The organism is Colwellia psychrerythraea, assembly GCF_000764185.1.
Taxonomy (GTDB): domain Bacteria; phylum Pseudomonadota; class Gammaproteobacteria; order Enterobacterales; family Alteromonadaceae; genus Colwellia; species Colwellia psychrerythraea_B.
Genome location: NZ_JQEC01000029.1, coordinates 122,479 through 138,264, shown reverse-complemented (window position 1 = coordinate 138,264; position 15,786 = coordinate 122,479). Strand labels below are relative to the sequence as shown.

Annotated in this window: 10 protein-coding genes; 6 read left to right on the top strand and 4 right to left on the bottom strand. The window is 37.7% G+C overall.

The features are described 5' to 3' along the window. Positions 1 to 6: 6 nt before the first annotated feature. From GAB14E_RS11115 to mgtE, 3 genes are all read right to left on the bottom strand, one after another. Positions 7 to 1,734 carry a bifunctional protein-serine/threonine kinase/phosphatase gene (locus tag GAB14E_RS11115; RefSeq protein WP_033082447.1) on the bottom strand — a complete coding sequence of 576 codons (1,728 nt, stop codon included), beginning with the start codon at positions 1,732 to 1,734 and terminating at the stop codon, positions 7 to 9. A 128-nt stretch (positions 1,735 to 1,862) separates the two neighbouring features. Further along, positions 1,863 to 3,374, bottom strand: coding sequence for an MFS transporter (locus GAB14E_RS11120; protein WP_033082446.1), 1,512 nt, complete (start codon positions 3,372 to 3,374; stop codon positions 1,863 to 1,865). Positions 3,375 to 3,767: 393 nt separating this feature from the next. Next, positions 3,768 to 5,111, bottom strand: a complete 1,344-nt coding sequence (gene mgtE, locus GAB14E_RS11125; RefSeq protein WP_033082445.1) for a magnesium transporter — start codon at positions 5,109 to 5,111, stop codon at positions 3,768 to 3,770. A gap of 407 nt (positions 5,112 to 5,518) precedes the next feature. Here mgtE and GAB14E_RS11130 point away from each other — a divergent pair, with 407 nt between their 5' ends. Then, entirely contained in the window at positions 5,519 to 6,055 is a 537-nt protein-coding gene (locus tag GAB14E_RS11130) for a hypothetical protein (RefSeq protein ID WP_033082444.1), read from the top strand. Between the two features lie 273 nt (positions 6,056 to 6,328). Here GAB14E_RS11130 and ppiC read toward each other — a convergent pair whose 3' ends face one another. Beyond that, positions 6,329 to 6,607 carry a peptidylprolyl isomerase PpiC gene (gene ppiC, locus GAB14E_RS11135; protein WP_033082443.1) on the bottom strand — a complete coding sequence of 93 codons (279 nt, stop codon included), beginning with the start codon at positions 6,605 to 6,607 and terminating at the stop codon, positions 6,329 to 6,331. Between the two features lie 245 nt (positions 6,608 to 6,852). Between ppiC and sbcD the strand changes: the two genes are divergently transcribed. The 5 genes from sbcD to GAB14E_RS24140 all read left to right on the top strand — a co-directional run bounded on the left by sbcD (position 6,853) and on the right by GAB14E_RS24140 (position 15,741). Next, entirely contained in the window at positions 6,853 to 8,328 is a 1,476-nt protein-coding gene (sbcD, locus tag GAB14E_RS11140; RefSeq protein ID WP_052093694.1) for an exonuclease subunit SbcD, read from the top strand. Beyond that, a complete protein-coding gene (locus GAB14E_RS11145; RefSeq protein WP_033082442.1) occupies positions 8,325 to 12,179 on the top strand; it encodes an AAA family ATPase in 3,855 nt (1,284 codons plus the stop codon). The genes sbcD and GAB14E_RS11145 overlap by 4 nt, the downstream gene beginning before the upstream one ends. Positions 12,180 to 12,236: 57 nt before the next feature. Further along, positions 12,237 to 13,136, top strand: coding sequence for an EamA family transporter (locus GAB14E_RS11150; protein WP_033082441.1), 900 nt, complete (start codon positions 12,237 to 12,239; stop codon positions 13,134 to 13,136). Between the two features lie 117 nt (positions 13,137 to 13,253). Next, a complete protein-coding gene (locus tag GAB14E_RS11155) occupies positions 13,254 to 13,757 on the top strand; it encodes an FKBP-type peptidyl-prolyl cis-trans isomerase (protein WP_033082440.1) in 504 nt (167 codons plus the stop codon). A gap of 397 nt (positions 13,758 to 14,154) precedes the next feature. Then, the gene (locus GAB14E_RS24140; protein WP_052093688.1) at positions 14,155 to 15,741 is read left to right on the top strand and encodes a YfiR/HmsC family protein; all 1,587 of its coding nucleotides are present in this window, start codon (positions 14,155 to 14,157) and stop codon (positions 15,739 to 15,741) included. The last annotated feature ends 45 nt before the right edge of the window (positions 15,742 to 15,786 follow it).

Genomic DNA, 15,786 nt, shown 5'->3' with positions numbered 1-15,786 from the left:
ATAAAATTAAAATACTAACGAGATGAGAAAAGCGACAAACCAAAAGGCTGAAAAAGCTTGCCAAAATAACACTGGGTTCTTGTCCATTAATACTGCGTTGTGATTACTCTTATATTTTGGGTTGGGATTTTGTAACTCATGTAAGAATTCTAATACGTCTTCATGTCGACGGTCAGCTTTAAAGCGTAGCCCTTTTTTAATGGCACAGTCTATCCAAATAGGCACCAAGGGGTTTACATCAAAGCAGGGGATATATTTGGTTTTAAGATAGGCTTTCACTGTCCGACACTTATTGAGTTTTCCTGAAAACGGTTCTTCGCCCGTTAACATTTCATAAGCGAGCACAGCTAAGGAAAAAACTTCTGATTGTATGGTACTTTTTCCGGTGATAACCACTTCTGGCGCCGAATACCCCGCAGTTCCTAATATGCCAGGCTCATCAAGTGGCGTGGCAATTTCAGCGATGCCTTTACTATAACAAGAGCCAAAATCAATGATTTTTGCTTCACCATTGTTATCAATCATAATATTGCCAGGCTTGATGTCCTGATGCAAAATTTCGCGCCTGTGCATTGCCCGTAGGCCTTTTTCAATTTGGGCAAGAATATATACGACATCTTGCACTGCAGGTTTGGGGTTTTCTTTTATCCACTGCTCGAGGGTAATTCCTTCGATATATTCGGTTAAATAATAGAGCCAGTTTTTATCTCTATTACCCTCAATGACCTTAACTACATGAGGGTTACTGATGCGGCTGCCCATCCAGCTTTCCATGATAAAGCGCTCTATATACGCCAAATCATCGTCAAAATTTACCGATGGTGTTTTCATACAATAACGGGCACCGCTGTCAGTATCTCGTACCACATATACTTGGCTGCGGGTATTAACATGTAAGACTTTTTCAACCTTGTAGCCATCCAATATCATGTCTGGTTCTAGGTAAGGAGGAAAAGGTAACTCTGATAATTTTCGGCCAACTTCATTAATCGTTTGAGCCGGCAAGCTATCAAGGCGTAGAATTTGACAACTTAAGTTATCGCCACTGCCATTGGCTAGGGCTAAGGTAATTAATTGCTCGCAGGTCTGCTCAAAACATGTTTCATTACTTTTGGGTTTTAGCTTAGCTAAAACAGCAGATAACTCTTTGCTTTTAATAAAATCATGGATGCCGTCGGTACTTAAGAAGTAAATATCACTTAACTCTACCGGTAGACTATGACAGTCGACATCCAGCTTTACATCTAAGCCCATGGCTCGAGATAAGTAGGATTGTTTGGCATTAATATAGGTACTGTGATCGCGAGTGATTTGTTCTAATTCACCTTGGCGAAAGCGATAAATACGGCTATCACCAACATGAAAAATATGTGCGGTTTGTGATTTAAAAATAATGCAGCTAAAGGTACTAACATAACCTTTTTGTGCCTCATTAAATTGTTGTCCTTGGCCATATAACCAACGATTAAGCGCTGTTAATACCTGTGAGGTTGATTTTTTTACACTCCAACTATCGGGGGTGGAATAATAGTCATACAAGAAATTATGCACACAAGTTTCGCTGGCTTCTTTACCAGCCTCTGCGGCACTGACACCGTCAGCAATAACGGCAACAGCGCCTTTATTGGTTAATAACGAATCTTTAGGGAGTCGTATACCAATGGCATCTTCGTTGACAGTTTTGTTACCCGCCACTGAACGTTGTGCCACAGTAAAGCTTAATTCACTGGCCAAATTTCATCCTGCTTATTATCTAGGTTAAAAAGTCGTTAACTCTTAACTAGTTAAAGTTTAACCCCTAAGTTTTAAGAGCTAAACGACCCTATAATATTACTTAATTCTTGCTTAGTTATCAGGAGTTTTTAATGTACTTCAATCATCTGTACTGTGCCATCGGGCATCACTTCAGCCATGCTACTCTTAGGCTCATCTAAAAAGAGCGTACAACAAACGGCAAAGGCAACACCAGCACCGATAGTAGCAAAAAATACCGACGGTGAAACAAAGGAAAAGACCATTAAAAATACCACGGCCCCAACATTACCATAAGCACCTACAGTGCCGGCAATTTGTCCGGTTAATTTACGTTTAACCAAGGGCACGACTGCAAATACACACCCCGCAGCCGAGCCTAAAAAGAATGAGCAAATCATCATAGTGGCAATTACTGCAGCAAGGGGCCACTCAGGGGTGATTAATGACATGACACCAAAACCTATTGATGCACCACTTAACAGCAATATTAATGGTACTTTACGACCAAACTTATCACTGATCATGCCACCTGATGGGCAAGAAAGTACATCAACGGCAGCAAAACAAGCACCAAATACACCGGCAGCTGCAGCAGCAACTAAGAATTGGCTTTCAAAGTATTGCGCTAACATGGATATCACAGAGAGCTCTGCACCAAAAGTTACCGCATAACCAATACTTAAGATGGCTACTTGTTTGAATTTATACTGTAAAATGTCATCCATCGGTGGTGATTGCAGCATGTCTTTATTCACCTGAAATAACTTCCAAGATTGGTACGCTATCAAAGCAAGTAACAAACAATAAATAACATAAGAGGAAAAGTCACTGATCAAACCGGCACCAACAACAACTTCGGCGCCCGTACCTGCAACCACACCAGCATCGGTTACTCGCCAAGTTAATATCGCTAATGCTGCTACCATGGGAATATTAAATAACAGACAGTAAACAAAGTCTCGTTTACTGGTTAGTTCAAGACCACCAGACTTATTAGGTTTGAAATAGGTAGAACCCACCGGCGTATCTGTTACAGCAAAATAGTAAAACACTGAATATAACAAAGCCAACACACCTGTTGAGGCGATTGCATAACGCCAACCGTCTTCGCCGCCAAATAAACTGGCGATATAAACTAAACTACCCGCACCCACTGCAGAGCCAACGTTACCCATGCCCTTATAAATACCTTCGGCTAAACCTAATTGCTTGGCTGGGTACCATTCACTGATCATTCGAATACCAATGACGAAACCCGCACCAACAAAGCCCATTAAAAACTTGGCCAAAGCTAAAGTTTCAAAGCTTTGCGCAGAGGCAAAGAAAAAACATAATAGTGCAGTAGCTACCAACATCGCCGTATAGGAATTTCGCGGACCGTATTTATCAACTAACATACCGGTGACAATACGTGCTGGTATCGTTAATGCCACATTTAGAATCAATAATATTTTTGCTTCTATATCGCTTAAGCCCATACTGGCTTTAATGGTCGACATGAGTGGCGCATGGCTAAACCACACAAGAAAGGTAATAAAAAAAGCCAACCAAGTACTATGGAGAATTCTGGATCGGCCCTGAAAGGATAAAAAACTATGTTGTAACGATGATTGACTCATACAAAACCTTGATTTAGTTAACGGTAAACTCTACAAACAGGGTTAATTTAGCAATAAGTAAGCCATAACTTATCTAATTGATATTTATCGGTATTTTATGTTTTTCGTATAAAGTAAAGGGGGCTTTGCACCATAGTGCAGCTAGATAAGTGATAAAATGCACCAAACTTATCATTTATCTAAATGAGAGTTCAGGTTATTTAGATAATCCTGAGCGTTTTGCTATTTTGCTAAACAAGGGCGGATATAAAGTGAAGATTGGATGTGTGGCAAATTAACAAAGGGATCTATTCAATCAAGCTTGTAAGCCGATACCTAATTTATATTTTAACTAGATGAGTCATGTTTGTGAATTTGACTAGGGAAGCATGCTGCGCAGTTTATATCTGGAGCTTATAACTGTAGTAATAAGGTAGCAAAACCAAAGTAAATTAACACACCGCTGGCATCAACTATGGTGGTTACTAAGGGCCCTGAAGCTGTTGCAGGGTCTAAATTCAGTTTAGATAAAATAAAAGGTAAACATAAACCAATTATACTGCCAATAAACACCACGAAAAACATTGATAGTGCGACGATTAGCGCTATTTCAGGGCCTCCGCGCAGTAAACCTAAAAAGTATACAGTTACTCCCATACTCAGGCCAAGCGCCATCGCAACGAGTGCATCTTTACGCAGTACTTTGGTCCAGTCTTTGTACTCAACATCTCCAGTAGCAAGTGATCTCACCATTAATGCTGCAGCTTGAGAGCCAGCATTTCCTCCGGCTCCAACCAATAGCGGCATAAAAAATACTAAAGCTATATTGGCGGCGATGGTTTCTTCAAAAAAAGCTAAACCAGCACCTGAAAGTAAGGCGCCAAATACAAGTAATATCAACCAGCCAATACGTTTACTGTATAACTCCCAAAGGCTAATTTTACTCATGGGTGAATCAAGTGCAGCAACTGATGCTGATTTTTGCGCATCTTCAGTGGCTTCTTCTTCTGCCGCATCCATGGCGTCATCATAGGTCACTATACCAACTAGTTTTGATTCATCATCGAGCACTGGTACTGCGATCACATCGTAATAACTGATAATTTGTGGAATTTTTTCTTGGTCATCGGTGACTTGTACCGAGACGACTTCTGGTAACATGATGTTTTCGATTAAACTATCGGGTGATGCAAGAATTAATTCTCGTAAGGATAATGTGCCCAATAATCTACGCTGGTCATCAATGACATAGGTTTGATAGATGGTTTCTTTGTCAGGTGCTTCTAAGCGCAGTTTTATTAAGGATTTACTAACCGTCCAGTTGCTGCGCAATGTTGCATAACCTGATGTCATTAAAGCGCCAGCCGTTTTTTCTGGATAACTAGCAAGTTTACGAATATCATCACGCTCGGCTTGCGCAAGACCAGGCATTAATGTCTGTCTTTGCTGGGTATCGAGTTGATTGTATAAATCAGCCCGAGCGGCTTGCTCCATACTTGAAAAAAGCGCGGCTAAGTCATTACGACTCATCGATGAGGCAACATCAGACTGCTTTTGCGGATCTAAATAAACAAATAAGTGGCATTGTGCAGGTAATGATAATAATAGTAATAGCTGTAAAATTAGCTGTGCTGGAAAATCTTCAATAGCAGCGGCAAAGTCTGCATCATGCATATGTTTAAGTAGACGACGAAGTTCAACTTTATCTGATGTTTCAAGCAAGTGGGAAATTTGCTGAGTCAGCCTTTTTTGAAGCAAAATTGTCACCTTATTGTCTTGTTACTGATAATAAATTAATAAACACATTAAATTTTCGTCTAGGATAACAAACACTAAAGCTCGGTTGCAACTTGCTAAAATGTAAATTGCTTAGTTAATACAGTGTGCTGATCTCGAAAAGTTATCGCTGTATATGTATGTTTAGTTTTTTGATTGTAAGTAACCTGAACTCTGGATAAGCAGCATTTTCTCAACATTCCCCTTTATCCAGAGTTCAGGTTAAGTAATGTATTTAGCTATAGAGGTGGAATAACTGCTATTGGTGAATAGTATAAAGTTGGCTGTTGTTCCTTCTTGCCTTATTATATGACCAACAATATATTATTCATTATTAAAGCGTTACTTGCTGTTAACGCGAATACATACTTTACTGCCAAGGCCTATTTATGAAAATGCTATCGATGTTATTTATTACCATTATTTTATGTTATTCGACTTTATTAATTGCTAATGATGCAAAGAAAAACTACAGGCCAGTTGAGAAAACCTTAATGGTTAAATTAGTACAATTACAGGATAACCAAGGGCTCAAATATATTGGAGCTTTGGTGCCTATGGTAGATTTAGCGCCGTATTTAGCACAAATGAAAACACAATTAACGACTGACTTTGCTGATTATCGTCATAATCAGGTTAGTCGTGATCATGGCCAATTTCATATGACCCTGATTAACCCTTATGAATATCAAGTTATAGACCAAAGTAAAATATCTGTTGGTGAAACTGTCACTATTACCCTTAAAGGATTGGGGCGAGTAGCGCAGGATAGTAAAGAAACATATTTTGTTGTTGTCGAGTCAAATATTGCGCAGCTTTATCGTCAGAAAATAGCGTTAAATGGCAAAGACTTTCATGTCACGCTCGGTTTTAAACCTCAAGATATTTATGGTGTGAGTAAAGGTGCAGAGCGCTTAATTCATTAGCTTTTGCTTACACACTTTCAGTTTATTTAATAAATAGACTCGGTTAGGGTAAATTGGTGTATTAAACAAAAATCTTAAAATGCATTTATTATGCCTTATTTAAAGGTAATAACTTTTGCTAGAAGAGGTATTCAACATTAAATTAGCAACTCACAGAGATTTATTAAAAGGTTTAATTGCCATCGCCGGTTTGTCTGTCTTTCCCGTAATGCGGTGTCAGCCGTTATAACACCAATTAATTTAATAACGTGGGACTTTTACTGTTTTTATCTTTTAGGTACGATACAAAACTTTAATAATATGCCAACCGAATTTAGTTTTCACTAAGTGCGGTGTCAACATCTCTGCGGTAAAAGCCACTTTATCAAATTGAGGCACCATAGTACCTTTCGTAAATTCACCTAAACTGCCGCCTTTTTTACCAGACGGGCAGGTAGAGTGCTTCTTGGCTAACGTTTGAAATTTAGCCCCTTTTTCAAGCTGTTTAAGTAAATCTTCAGCCAGTTCTTTATGCTTCACTAAGATATGAAGCGCTGCTGCGGTACGAGCCATGTGTCAACTTATTCATTATAAATATATACCCTGTATTTTACCTGTTTAGCTTCAACATTTCAGTTAAAATTATTGGTAAATCTAGAAAACTCGCTATTTAGCATAAAGTATTGTTATTAATGCTTAGGGTGCACAAAGATAACACTATCAATCATCCTATCGGATAAAGATGTGTGGCTACCCATAATTTACTTGTTCAGGTAAACTACTGGTACTTCTTCATTGCACAGTTTTCTTACCGTATTATGCGCATTATTCATACCTCTGATTGGCATCTTGGCCAATATTTTTACGGCAAAAGCCGCGCTAATGAACATCAACAATTTCTTACCTGGTTATTAACTCAAGTTGGCAGACATAACATTGATGCCATTATTGTCGCCGGTGATATTTTTGATACCTCAACACCGCCAAGTTATGCCCGTGAAATGTACTTTGATTTTATTGCCAAGCTTCATGTATTAAATTGCCAACTTATCATATTAGCGGGGAATCATGACTCAGTTGCTATGTTGGCAGAGTCTAAAACAGTGTTAGCAAGCTTATCTACTCGTGTTATTACTCAGGTTATACCGACATCTATTGATGAAAATGAGCTATGTGAAGCAAGTACTAAAACAAATACTGATACAAATAAAGCAATAGCACAGCAAGTTTTTCCGCTAGTCAATGCTAAGGGGCAGGCTAGCGCTATTATTTGTGCTATTCCTTTTGTCCGTCCACGTGATGTAATAAAAAGCCGAGCAGGCCAGTCGGCCAAAGATAAACAGCAAAGTTTACAACAAGCAATTAGTGATCATTATCAGTCGCTGTATCAACACGCGGTTGCTTTGGGAAAAAAACTAGTCAAAGAGCAATGCAAAGACTTAGGTTTAGCACAAGGCGAGCAACTGCCAATCATTGCTACAGGTCATTTAACGGCCCTTGGTGTATCGGTAACTGACAGTAAAAGTGATTCAGTCAGAGATATTTATATTGGCTCTTTAGAAGCTTTTCCTGCGAGTGCTTTTCCACCCGCCGATTATATAGCCCTTGGTCATATTCACCGTGCGCAAAAAATAGCCAAATCAGAGCACATTCGTTATTGCGGCTCACCGATTCCTTTGAGTTTTGATGAAGCCAAACAAGATAAGCGGGTACTTATGGTTGAGTTTTCCTCAGGCAAGTTAAATAAGGTAACAGAAATTATTGTGCCGTGTTTTCAACCATTATATATGGTGAAAACATCAGTCGATGCCCTTGAAGCTTCACTTAAAGATACGTTAATAGCCTTTGAAAGTCGTCAAGTAGCGGACGAACTTCCTGCGAGTATTAAAGCTTGGCTTGATATTGAAATTGATAATAGCGACCATTTGAGTGATTTATCACAAAGAGTAAGTGAACTAGCCAATGATATGCCTTTTGAGGTGTTATTGGTGCGTCGTTGTAAAAAAGCACGTCAACGCAGACAAGCACAACTGTCACAACAAGATAATAGCGTGTTAAGTGAGTTATCTTTAAATGAAGTATTCGATTCACGTTTATCGCAATTTGATTGGCAAACAGAGGAAGAAATAGCCCGTAAAACTCGTTTAACACAACTATTTACCGAAATTTCAGTAGAGTTAGCATGCCAACAGAAACAAGCTAATTTACCTGCAGATAAAAATACTGAGACAGTAAAAATAAAAGAGGCTGATCAAGGTGTTAAGGCTAAAGAAGTTGAGCAAGAAAAATTATGAGAATATTAAGTTTACGCTTTGAGAACATCAATTCACTCAAAGGCAGTTGGAAAATCGACTTTACTGAAGCACCTTTTGATAACAATGGTTTATTTGCCATTACTGGCCCTACGGGCGCCGGTAAAACCACCATACTCGATGCCATTTGTTTAGCACTTTATCATGAAACACCACGTTTAAGTGTCTCTAAGAAGCAAAACCAATTAATGACTCGCCATACCAGTCACTGTATGGCAGAAGTTGAATTTGAGGTGAAAGGCCAAGGTTATCGGGCTTTTTGGAGTCAAAAAAGAGCGCGTAATAAGCTTGATGGTAATTTATTAGAGCCTGTGGCAGAGTTAGCCAAACTTGATGGCACCATAGTGTCAGATAAACTCAGAACTGTGCGTAGTGATATTAGTGAGTTAACCGGACTTAATTTTTCCCGTTTTACTAAATCAATGATGCTTTCTCAGGGAGAATTCGCCGCATTTTTGACATCAGAGCCTAATGACCGAGCACAACTATTAGAGCAACTTACCGGTACTGAAATTTATGGCGATATATCAAAAAAAGTTTATGATAATCACCGCAGTGCTAGTGATGAGTTAAAGTTATTACAAGCCAAAAGTCAGGGCGTCACTTTATTAGACGATGAGCAAGTCACTGAACTTGAACAGCAACTTAAAAAAACTACTGATGAAGAAAAGCAGTTAAATAAACAATTGCAGCAAGCTCAATTAGTAAAAAATTGGAGTTCAACTTTTGTCGCTAATGAACAAACGACAAAAGCAGCAAAACAGCAATTATCAGCGGTAGAAGTGCAAGAAAAACTAGCCGAAAATGATCTTGGTTTACTAGCACAGTCTACAATTGCTGAGCCACTTCGCGCACCGTATGAAAAAATGGTGCACTATCGTGAGCAATATCAACAAGCTTTAAAACAAGTTACTCATCAAACGGAACAGTTAGCTGTACTAGATCAAGCCGTTGTCACAAGTGAAGAGACCTTAACACAGTTAAAAACTACTCAGTTTGAAGCTGAAACACAGCATAAAATGATTGAGCAAGTCTTGCATGAAAAAATTGAGCCGCTTGAGCATGCAATCAGCCATCAAAAAGCGACTTTGTTAGAAACAAACAACAATGTTGTAACGCAAAATGAAACACTAAATCATAATATTGATAACGTAAAAATTGCAGGCGTTGAGCAACAAAAAGCATTAACAACGGTTGAGCAACAGCAAACATACTTAGCTAATAGCCAAGCGTTACAACAACTACCTGAAAAATTACCACTGTGGCAAAATCAATATCAACAATTAACGAAACAGCAAATGAGTGTGCAGCGCTTATTAAGTGAACAAAGTAATGTTGATAAAACACTTTCAGACTTAATGACTCAACAGCAAGTTCAGCAGCAACATATTGCTGAGAGTGAAGCGCAATTACAGCAACTTAATAACCAAAAGAAAGTGATGGCAGAGCAAGTACAGCAACTTGTCCGAAACAGCCAAGTGGCTCAAGCGATCTTGGTTAATGTTACTGATCAAAAAGCGGAAAAAGAAACAGAGCTTAATATTACCGAAGTAGCCACGGCACTTAATCAAGCGGTTATTGATAGACAAAACCAACAGTTAACGTTCAAGCAAGCTATGCAGCTAGCACAGCGTTTTCATGTGTTAAGGCAAGAGCAGCAAACACTTTCATTGCAACAACTAAATAATAAGCAACAACTAGAAGTAACTGAACAGGAACTAATACAGTTACGACAAACCTATAGTACTTCCAAGCGTCAGGAAAAAGATGTAGAAACGTTACTTGCTCAGCAGCAAACCATTATGGCGTTAAGTGAGCATAGAGCAAAGCTTCAACCGGAAGACGCTTGTCCTTTGTGCGGCTCTATTGAGCATCCGGCAATCAGTGACTATAAATCTTTGGATAGTGATGAACATCAAAGTCGTTTATCACTGCTCAAGAGTGAATTAGCGACACTAGAAACTCAGGGTAAACAGCTTAATAAAATACAAGCACAATTTACCGCAGAGCTTACTGCTCAACAGAATCGTCTGCAAGGCATAATGAGCGAACAAAGTAGTATTGAACAAAATTGGCAGTCGTTAAATGTGCAGCAATTTTCATTACAAAGCGTCGACGCTGAACAGAGGTTAACTAACCAACTAAACGACACTTTACATCAACTTAAAGAACTCGTTTCCTTACAACAACAACTGCAAGAAAATAGCCAGATCCAACAACAAAGCGCGGAACAAGTCATTCATTGTGATAAGCAGTTATCGACTCAGCTTAGCCAATTACAATTGGTCCAAGAGCAGGGTAATGCGCAGCACAATGTTAAAACAAAAATTGTTACCGACTTAGCCGCTGAGCAACAAGCTATTGTCACGCACAATGCGCAATTGTTAGCAGATATCACCGTCACTAAAATAGCATTACCACTGAGTGAGAATGACCAGCAATATCAAAATATATGTATTGATGAAAACTGGTTGGCGTCAGTTTCGAAACAAGGGCAAGAATATCAAGGTATTGTTAACACTCACCAAACCGCACAAGAACACTTAATAACGCTAGAAAATAATCTTGCTTTATTAAAGCAGCAAGTTGAACAGCAACAAAACCAGCTAAACCAAACAAAAACTCAGTTAAGTCAGCAAGAAAGTGAGTTAGCAATTAATAATAGCTCACGCCTTACATTGTTTGTTGAGCTTGGTTTTGATGATATTAGAATGCAAGATACTGTGTTATTGAGGGCTGATATCAGCAAACAACGAGAAGATAACGAACGTTTACTGAATAGCGCAGATGTCCTTCATAATGAAAAATTGTCAGTGCAACAACTTAATAAAGGTCAGTTAACTACGGCTACGTCACAATTAGAAAGTTTGTTGAAACAAAATGATAGCGTAAATGATGATTGGCAAAAACTCTTCTCTACCAGTAGCTTTATCGATGAAAACCAGTTCTTGTTGGCTTTGATTAGTCCCGAAAAAGCACAGCAACTTCATAAACTTGCAAGCGACATTAGTGATAACAAAAAACAAGCGCAAGTATTGATTGCGCAAGGTGAAAAAGTAGCGCTGGAGTTAGCTAATACAAAGACAGAGTTGAGCAAAGTTGGCGCCGTTGATTTTGATGATGAATCAGTTTCAAATACGCTAATTAAACTGTCAGAATTATTGAAGCAGTGCCAGCACAAAACAGGACAATTTAGTCAACAAATTAGTCATGATAAAACCAATAAAATTCAGCAAAAATCTCTGCTTGAGCAAATCAAAAATGCACAACTTGCTTTAGATGATCTTAGCTATCTTAATGAAATTATTGGCTCAGCCACTGGCGCTAAATTTAGAAAATTTGCCCAAGGTCTAACGTTAAGTAATTTAGTGCATTTAGCTAACGCACAGTTAGATCGACTCTTTGGTCGCTATCAACTGCAATGTCAGCAAAGTGATACGTTGGCGCTGGAAGTCGTTGATACTTGGCAAGGAGATACCGCACGCGATATTAAAACCTTATCTGGTGGCGAGAGCTTCCTGATAAGTTTGGCTTTGGCATTAGCCTTGTCTGATTTAGTCAGTAATAAAACCAGTATCGACTCACTCTTTCTTGACGAAGGTTTTGGTACGTTAGACAACAACACCCTTGAAGTGGCGCTTGATGCGCTCGATAACTTAAACGCCAGTGGCAAAATGATTGGTGTGATCAGCCATGTTGAAGCGCTTAAAGAGCGCATTGGTGTGCAAATCAAAGTTAAAAAACTCAGTGGTCTAGGTGTTAGCAGTTTAGATAAGCAGTATGAATTTCATGCAGAAACAGCTAATGAAAGTACTAACCAAACGGTTAAATAACAACTAATGCTAAACCTCTGAACGTATAAATTTAATAATTTACAGTAAGGATTTTTTTTGGAAATTTGGATTTATTTCACGCTCTTAGCAGCGACTATGCAGGCGGTAAGAACTGCAGGGCAAAAACAGTTATCGGGTAAGCTAAACTCAATGGCCACTACCGGTGTTCGTTATTTTTTTGCCTTACCTTTTGCATGGGCCTATTTATGGTGGCTGTTAGATTTCAAACAGCTTGCAGTACCTGAACTCAATAACGATTTTTTAAAATATGCCTTAACTGCTTGTGTGGTGCAGATATGGGGCACCGCCTGTTTAGTGGCGGCTTTTCGTTACCGTAACTTTGCCGTAGCCACCAGCCTGGCTAAAACGGAGGCAATTCAAGTCGCCATTGTTGGTGCGTTAATCTTTGGTGCCACGCTTTCTGGTTTAGGTTGGTTTAGTGTTGTCGTTGGTGTAGTGGGTGTGTTTTTAGTATCAAAAGTAAAGTTTAGACTTAAGGATATTTTGTCGGACTCCCAAGGTATTAAAGGTATGGGATATGGCTTAGCGGCAGGTTTAGGTTTAGCGATAACTACCTTGCTCATTCGAGAGTCGAGCTTGTCGCTTAATATCGATCTGATTGTGAGTGCAGCAGTAACTCTGGTCTTTATGATCACGGTTCAATCAGTTATATCGTTTTTTTATATCTACATCCAAGATAAATCACAACTGCCGTTAATGTTCAAACATTGGCGTTTATGTTTATTTGTTGGCATTACTAGCGTACTCGGTTCAATTGGTTGGTTTACTGCGGCGAGTTTTCAAAATGCTGCTTACGTTAAAGCGCTAGGGCAGGTTGAGTTCTTTATAACATTAGCGTTAACCTATCGAGTATTTAAAGAAACCATCACCTTAAAAGAATATCTGGGTATGTTCTTGATTGTGTTAAGTGTGCTTATTTTATTGCTTTGGGCGTAATTAAGGGGTATAAATCCATTTTTTTAGATGTTAATTGCATTTAATTACGTGGCAAAGCAGGGTAAACTGCGCTCATAACATTTAAATATCAATAAAAGTATTAAAGAAGAGATCACTATGAAAATTGCTGAAAAAACCGTTGCTCACTTTCACTACACTCTTAAAAACGAAGCAGGTGAAGAATTAGAATCATCAAACGGTCATGAGCCTTTAACTTATTTACATGGCGCTAACAATACCTTGGCTGGCCTAGAAAAAGCCCTAACGGGTAAAGCAACAGGTGAGAAGTTTTCAGTAACTTTACAACCAGAAGAAGCTTACGGTGAGTACCAAGAAGGTTTAGAGCAACGTGTACCTGTTAAGCATTTACAAGGTTTACCAAGCAAAAATGCTAAATGGAAAAAAGGCATGACTGCTGCTGTTCATACTGACGCGGGTCAACGCCAAGTGACTGTGCTTAAAGTTGGCAAGTTCATGGTGACTGTTGATATCAACCCACCATTAGCGGGTAAAGTACTTACTTTTGATATTGAAGTAGTTGATGTACGTGAAGCGACAGAAGAAGAAGTAACTCACGGCCATGTACACAGTGCTGATAATAGCTGTGGCCACGATCATTAGTTTGTAATGTATAAATAAAAATCGCTAAGCAGTTTAAATGCTTAGCGATTTTTATATGTGTAGCACTATAGATTATGATATTTACTTACGCTAGCAAATGATACTAGGTAGCGATTCATTAAGAATGAAGCTACTTATTATGTATCTTAACTATATGAATATAATAATATCCTTTTGATTTTTTCGAGTTGATATTTGACATTTAATTATTCTTTTAATCAGTCAATAGGAGCGTTATTAGGTGATTAATATTTATTGTTTGGAGTTGCTTAGCAAGCTGAAATATATTCTATTGCATCAATCTAGGAAAAATACCTTAATATTGAAAAAAATTATTATGAAATTCAAGTCAAATTGTCTTATATTTAATACATCTGAACGTCTTAGGGGTTAATTAATGCCCATTTTGGTAAGGTTTTTATTATTATTGTCTTTCATTTACTTTAGTGTCTCAGCTAAGGAAACCAATAATGTAATTACTATCGAAGATGGAAAAGTTCATTATATATTACAAACTTTCAAGCATTTAACAGGATTGAGAGAAAATAGAGATGACCACTATGTACTTGGTATTTATGGTAAAGCCCAAGATCTAATTTCTTCTTTTCATAAAAAAGTTTCCACTAGCACCTTATCTAAAAAAATCATCATTGAAACTATAGATGAACAGACCCCACCTGAACGCCTTACTGCGATATTTGTCACTAAAAAACACATTGATTCAATTGAAGTAATTAATAAGAGATTTCCCCAATCACTCATTATTACGGATGGTCAAGTAGATAGGGAACAACAAATGGTCAGTTTGGTAGTAAATAAAGGCCAAGTAACTCTCAAAATCAATCGAGAAAACTTGTTAATTCGAGGCTTTAAAGTATCTAATTCACTTCTTGATTTTGCAGGGAATAGAGAAGATTTAAGTTCAAAGTTATTAGATCAAGAAAATTATTTGAGAACATTGTTTTTAAACTCGCAAGAGCAAGAAAAAAAACTAGTAAAATTAAATCACCAACATCACCTAAGTAATAACAAATTAAACAAAATTAAACTTGAATTAAATGACAAAATTATTCAATTACAAAAAAATGAAGGTCTGTTATTACAAGAACACTCACAGTTAAAAGTGTTACAACAACAGAAAAAAAACGACCAAGAGTTAATCAATTCTAACAAAATAAGTATTTCTAAACAAAAACAATTAATTACAACAAAACAGCAATACTTAGAGAAGCAAAAGGATGAACTTTTAAATTTAAATGAGAATGTAATATCTAATCAAATATTATTAAAACAACAATTAGAAGAAATAACAAAAAAAAATGATGTCATAACAGCCAAGGAAAAAACTATTACGAGTCAAAAGCTCTTACTCTATATTATTGGTACCTTCACCTTAGTTGCTATAATACTGATATATTTTGTTTTTTACTTATACAAAACGAGAAAACGTGCGAATAAAAATTTAATTGCTTTAAACGATCAACTTTATGAGTTAGCAATTACTGATGGTATGACACAGCTGTTTAACCGTAGACATTTTATTGAATCAGCACAGGTACAAGAAAAACAACTAAAACGTAATAAATCTTCTTATATAGTGTTGATGATAGATATTGACCATTTTAAAAATGTTAATGATAGTTATGGTCATGCTATGGGGGATGCCGCTATTATTTATATTGCTGATATTTTAAAAGAAAATTTAAGGGAATACGATATTGCTGGCAGAATAGGTGGTGAAGAATTTGTTATGATGCTGCCAGAGTGCAAGTTAGATGTTGCGATTAAAATAGCAGAACGTTTAAGAAAAAGAATAGCCGACTCTGAGATAATATTTCAAAATAACACCATAAACCTTACCATTAGTATTGGCTTAACATCATTAAATATCAAAGATAAAGACTTTGATCAGGTTTTACAGCGAGCTGATGACGCTTTATACCAAGCTAAAGAGTCTGGACGAAATAAAGTTGTTGTTCTTTAAACGTATATTGAACAGGCTTGTTCATCATTTTATTATCGGCCGTTC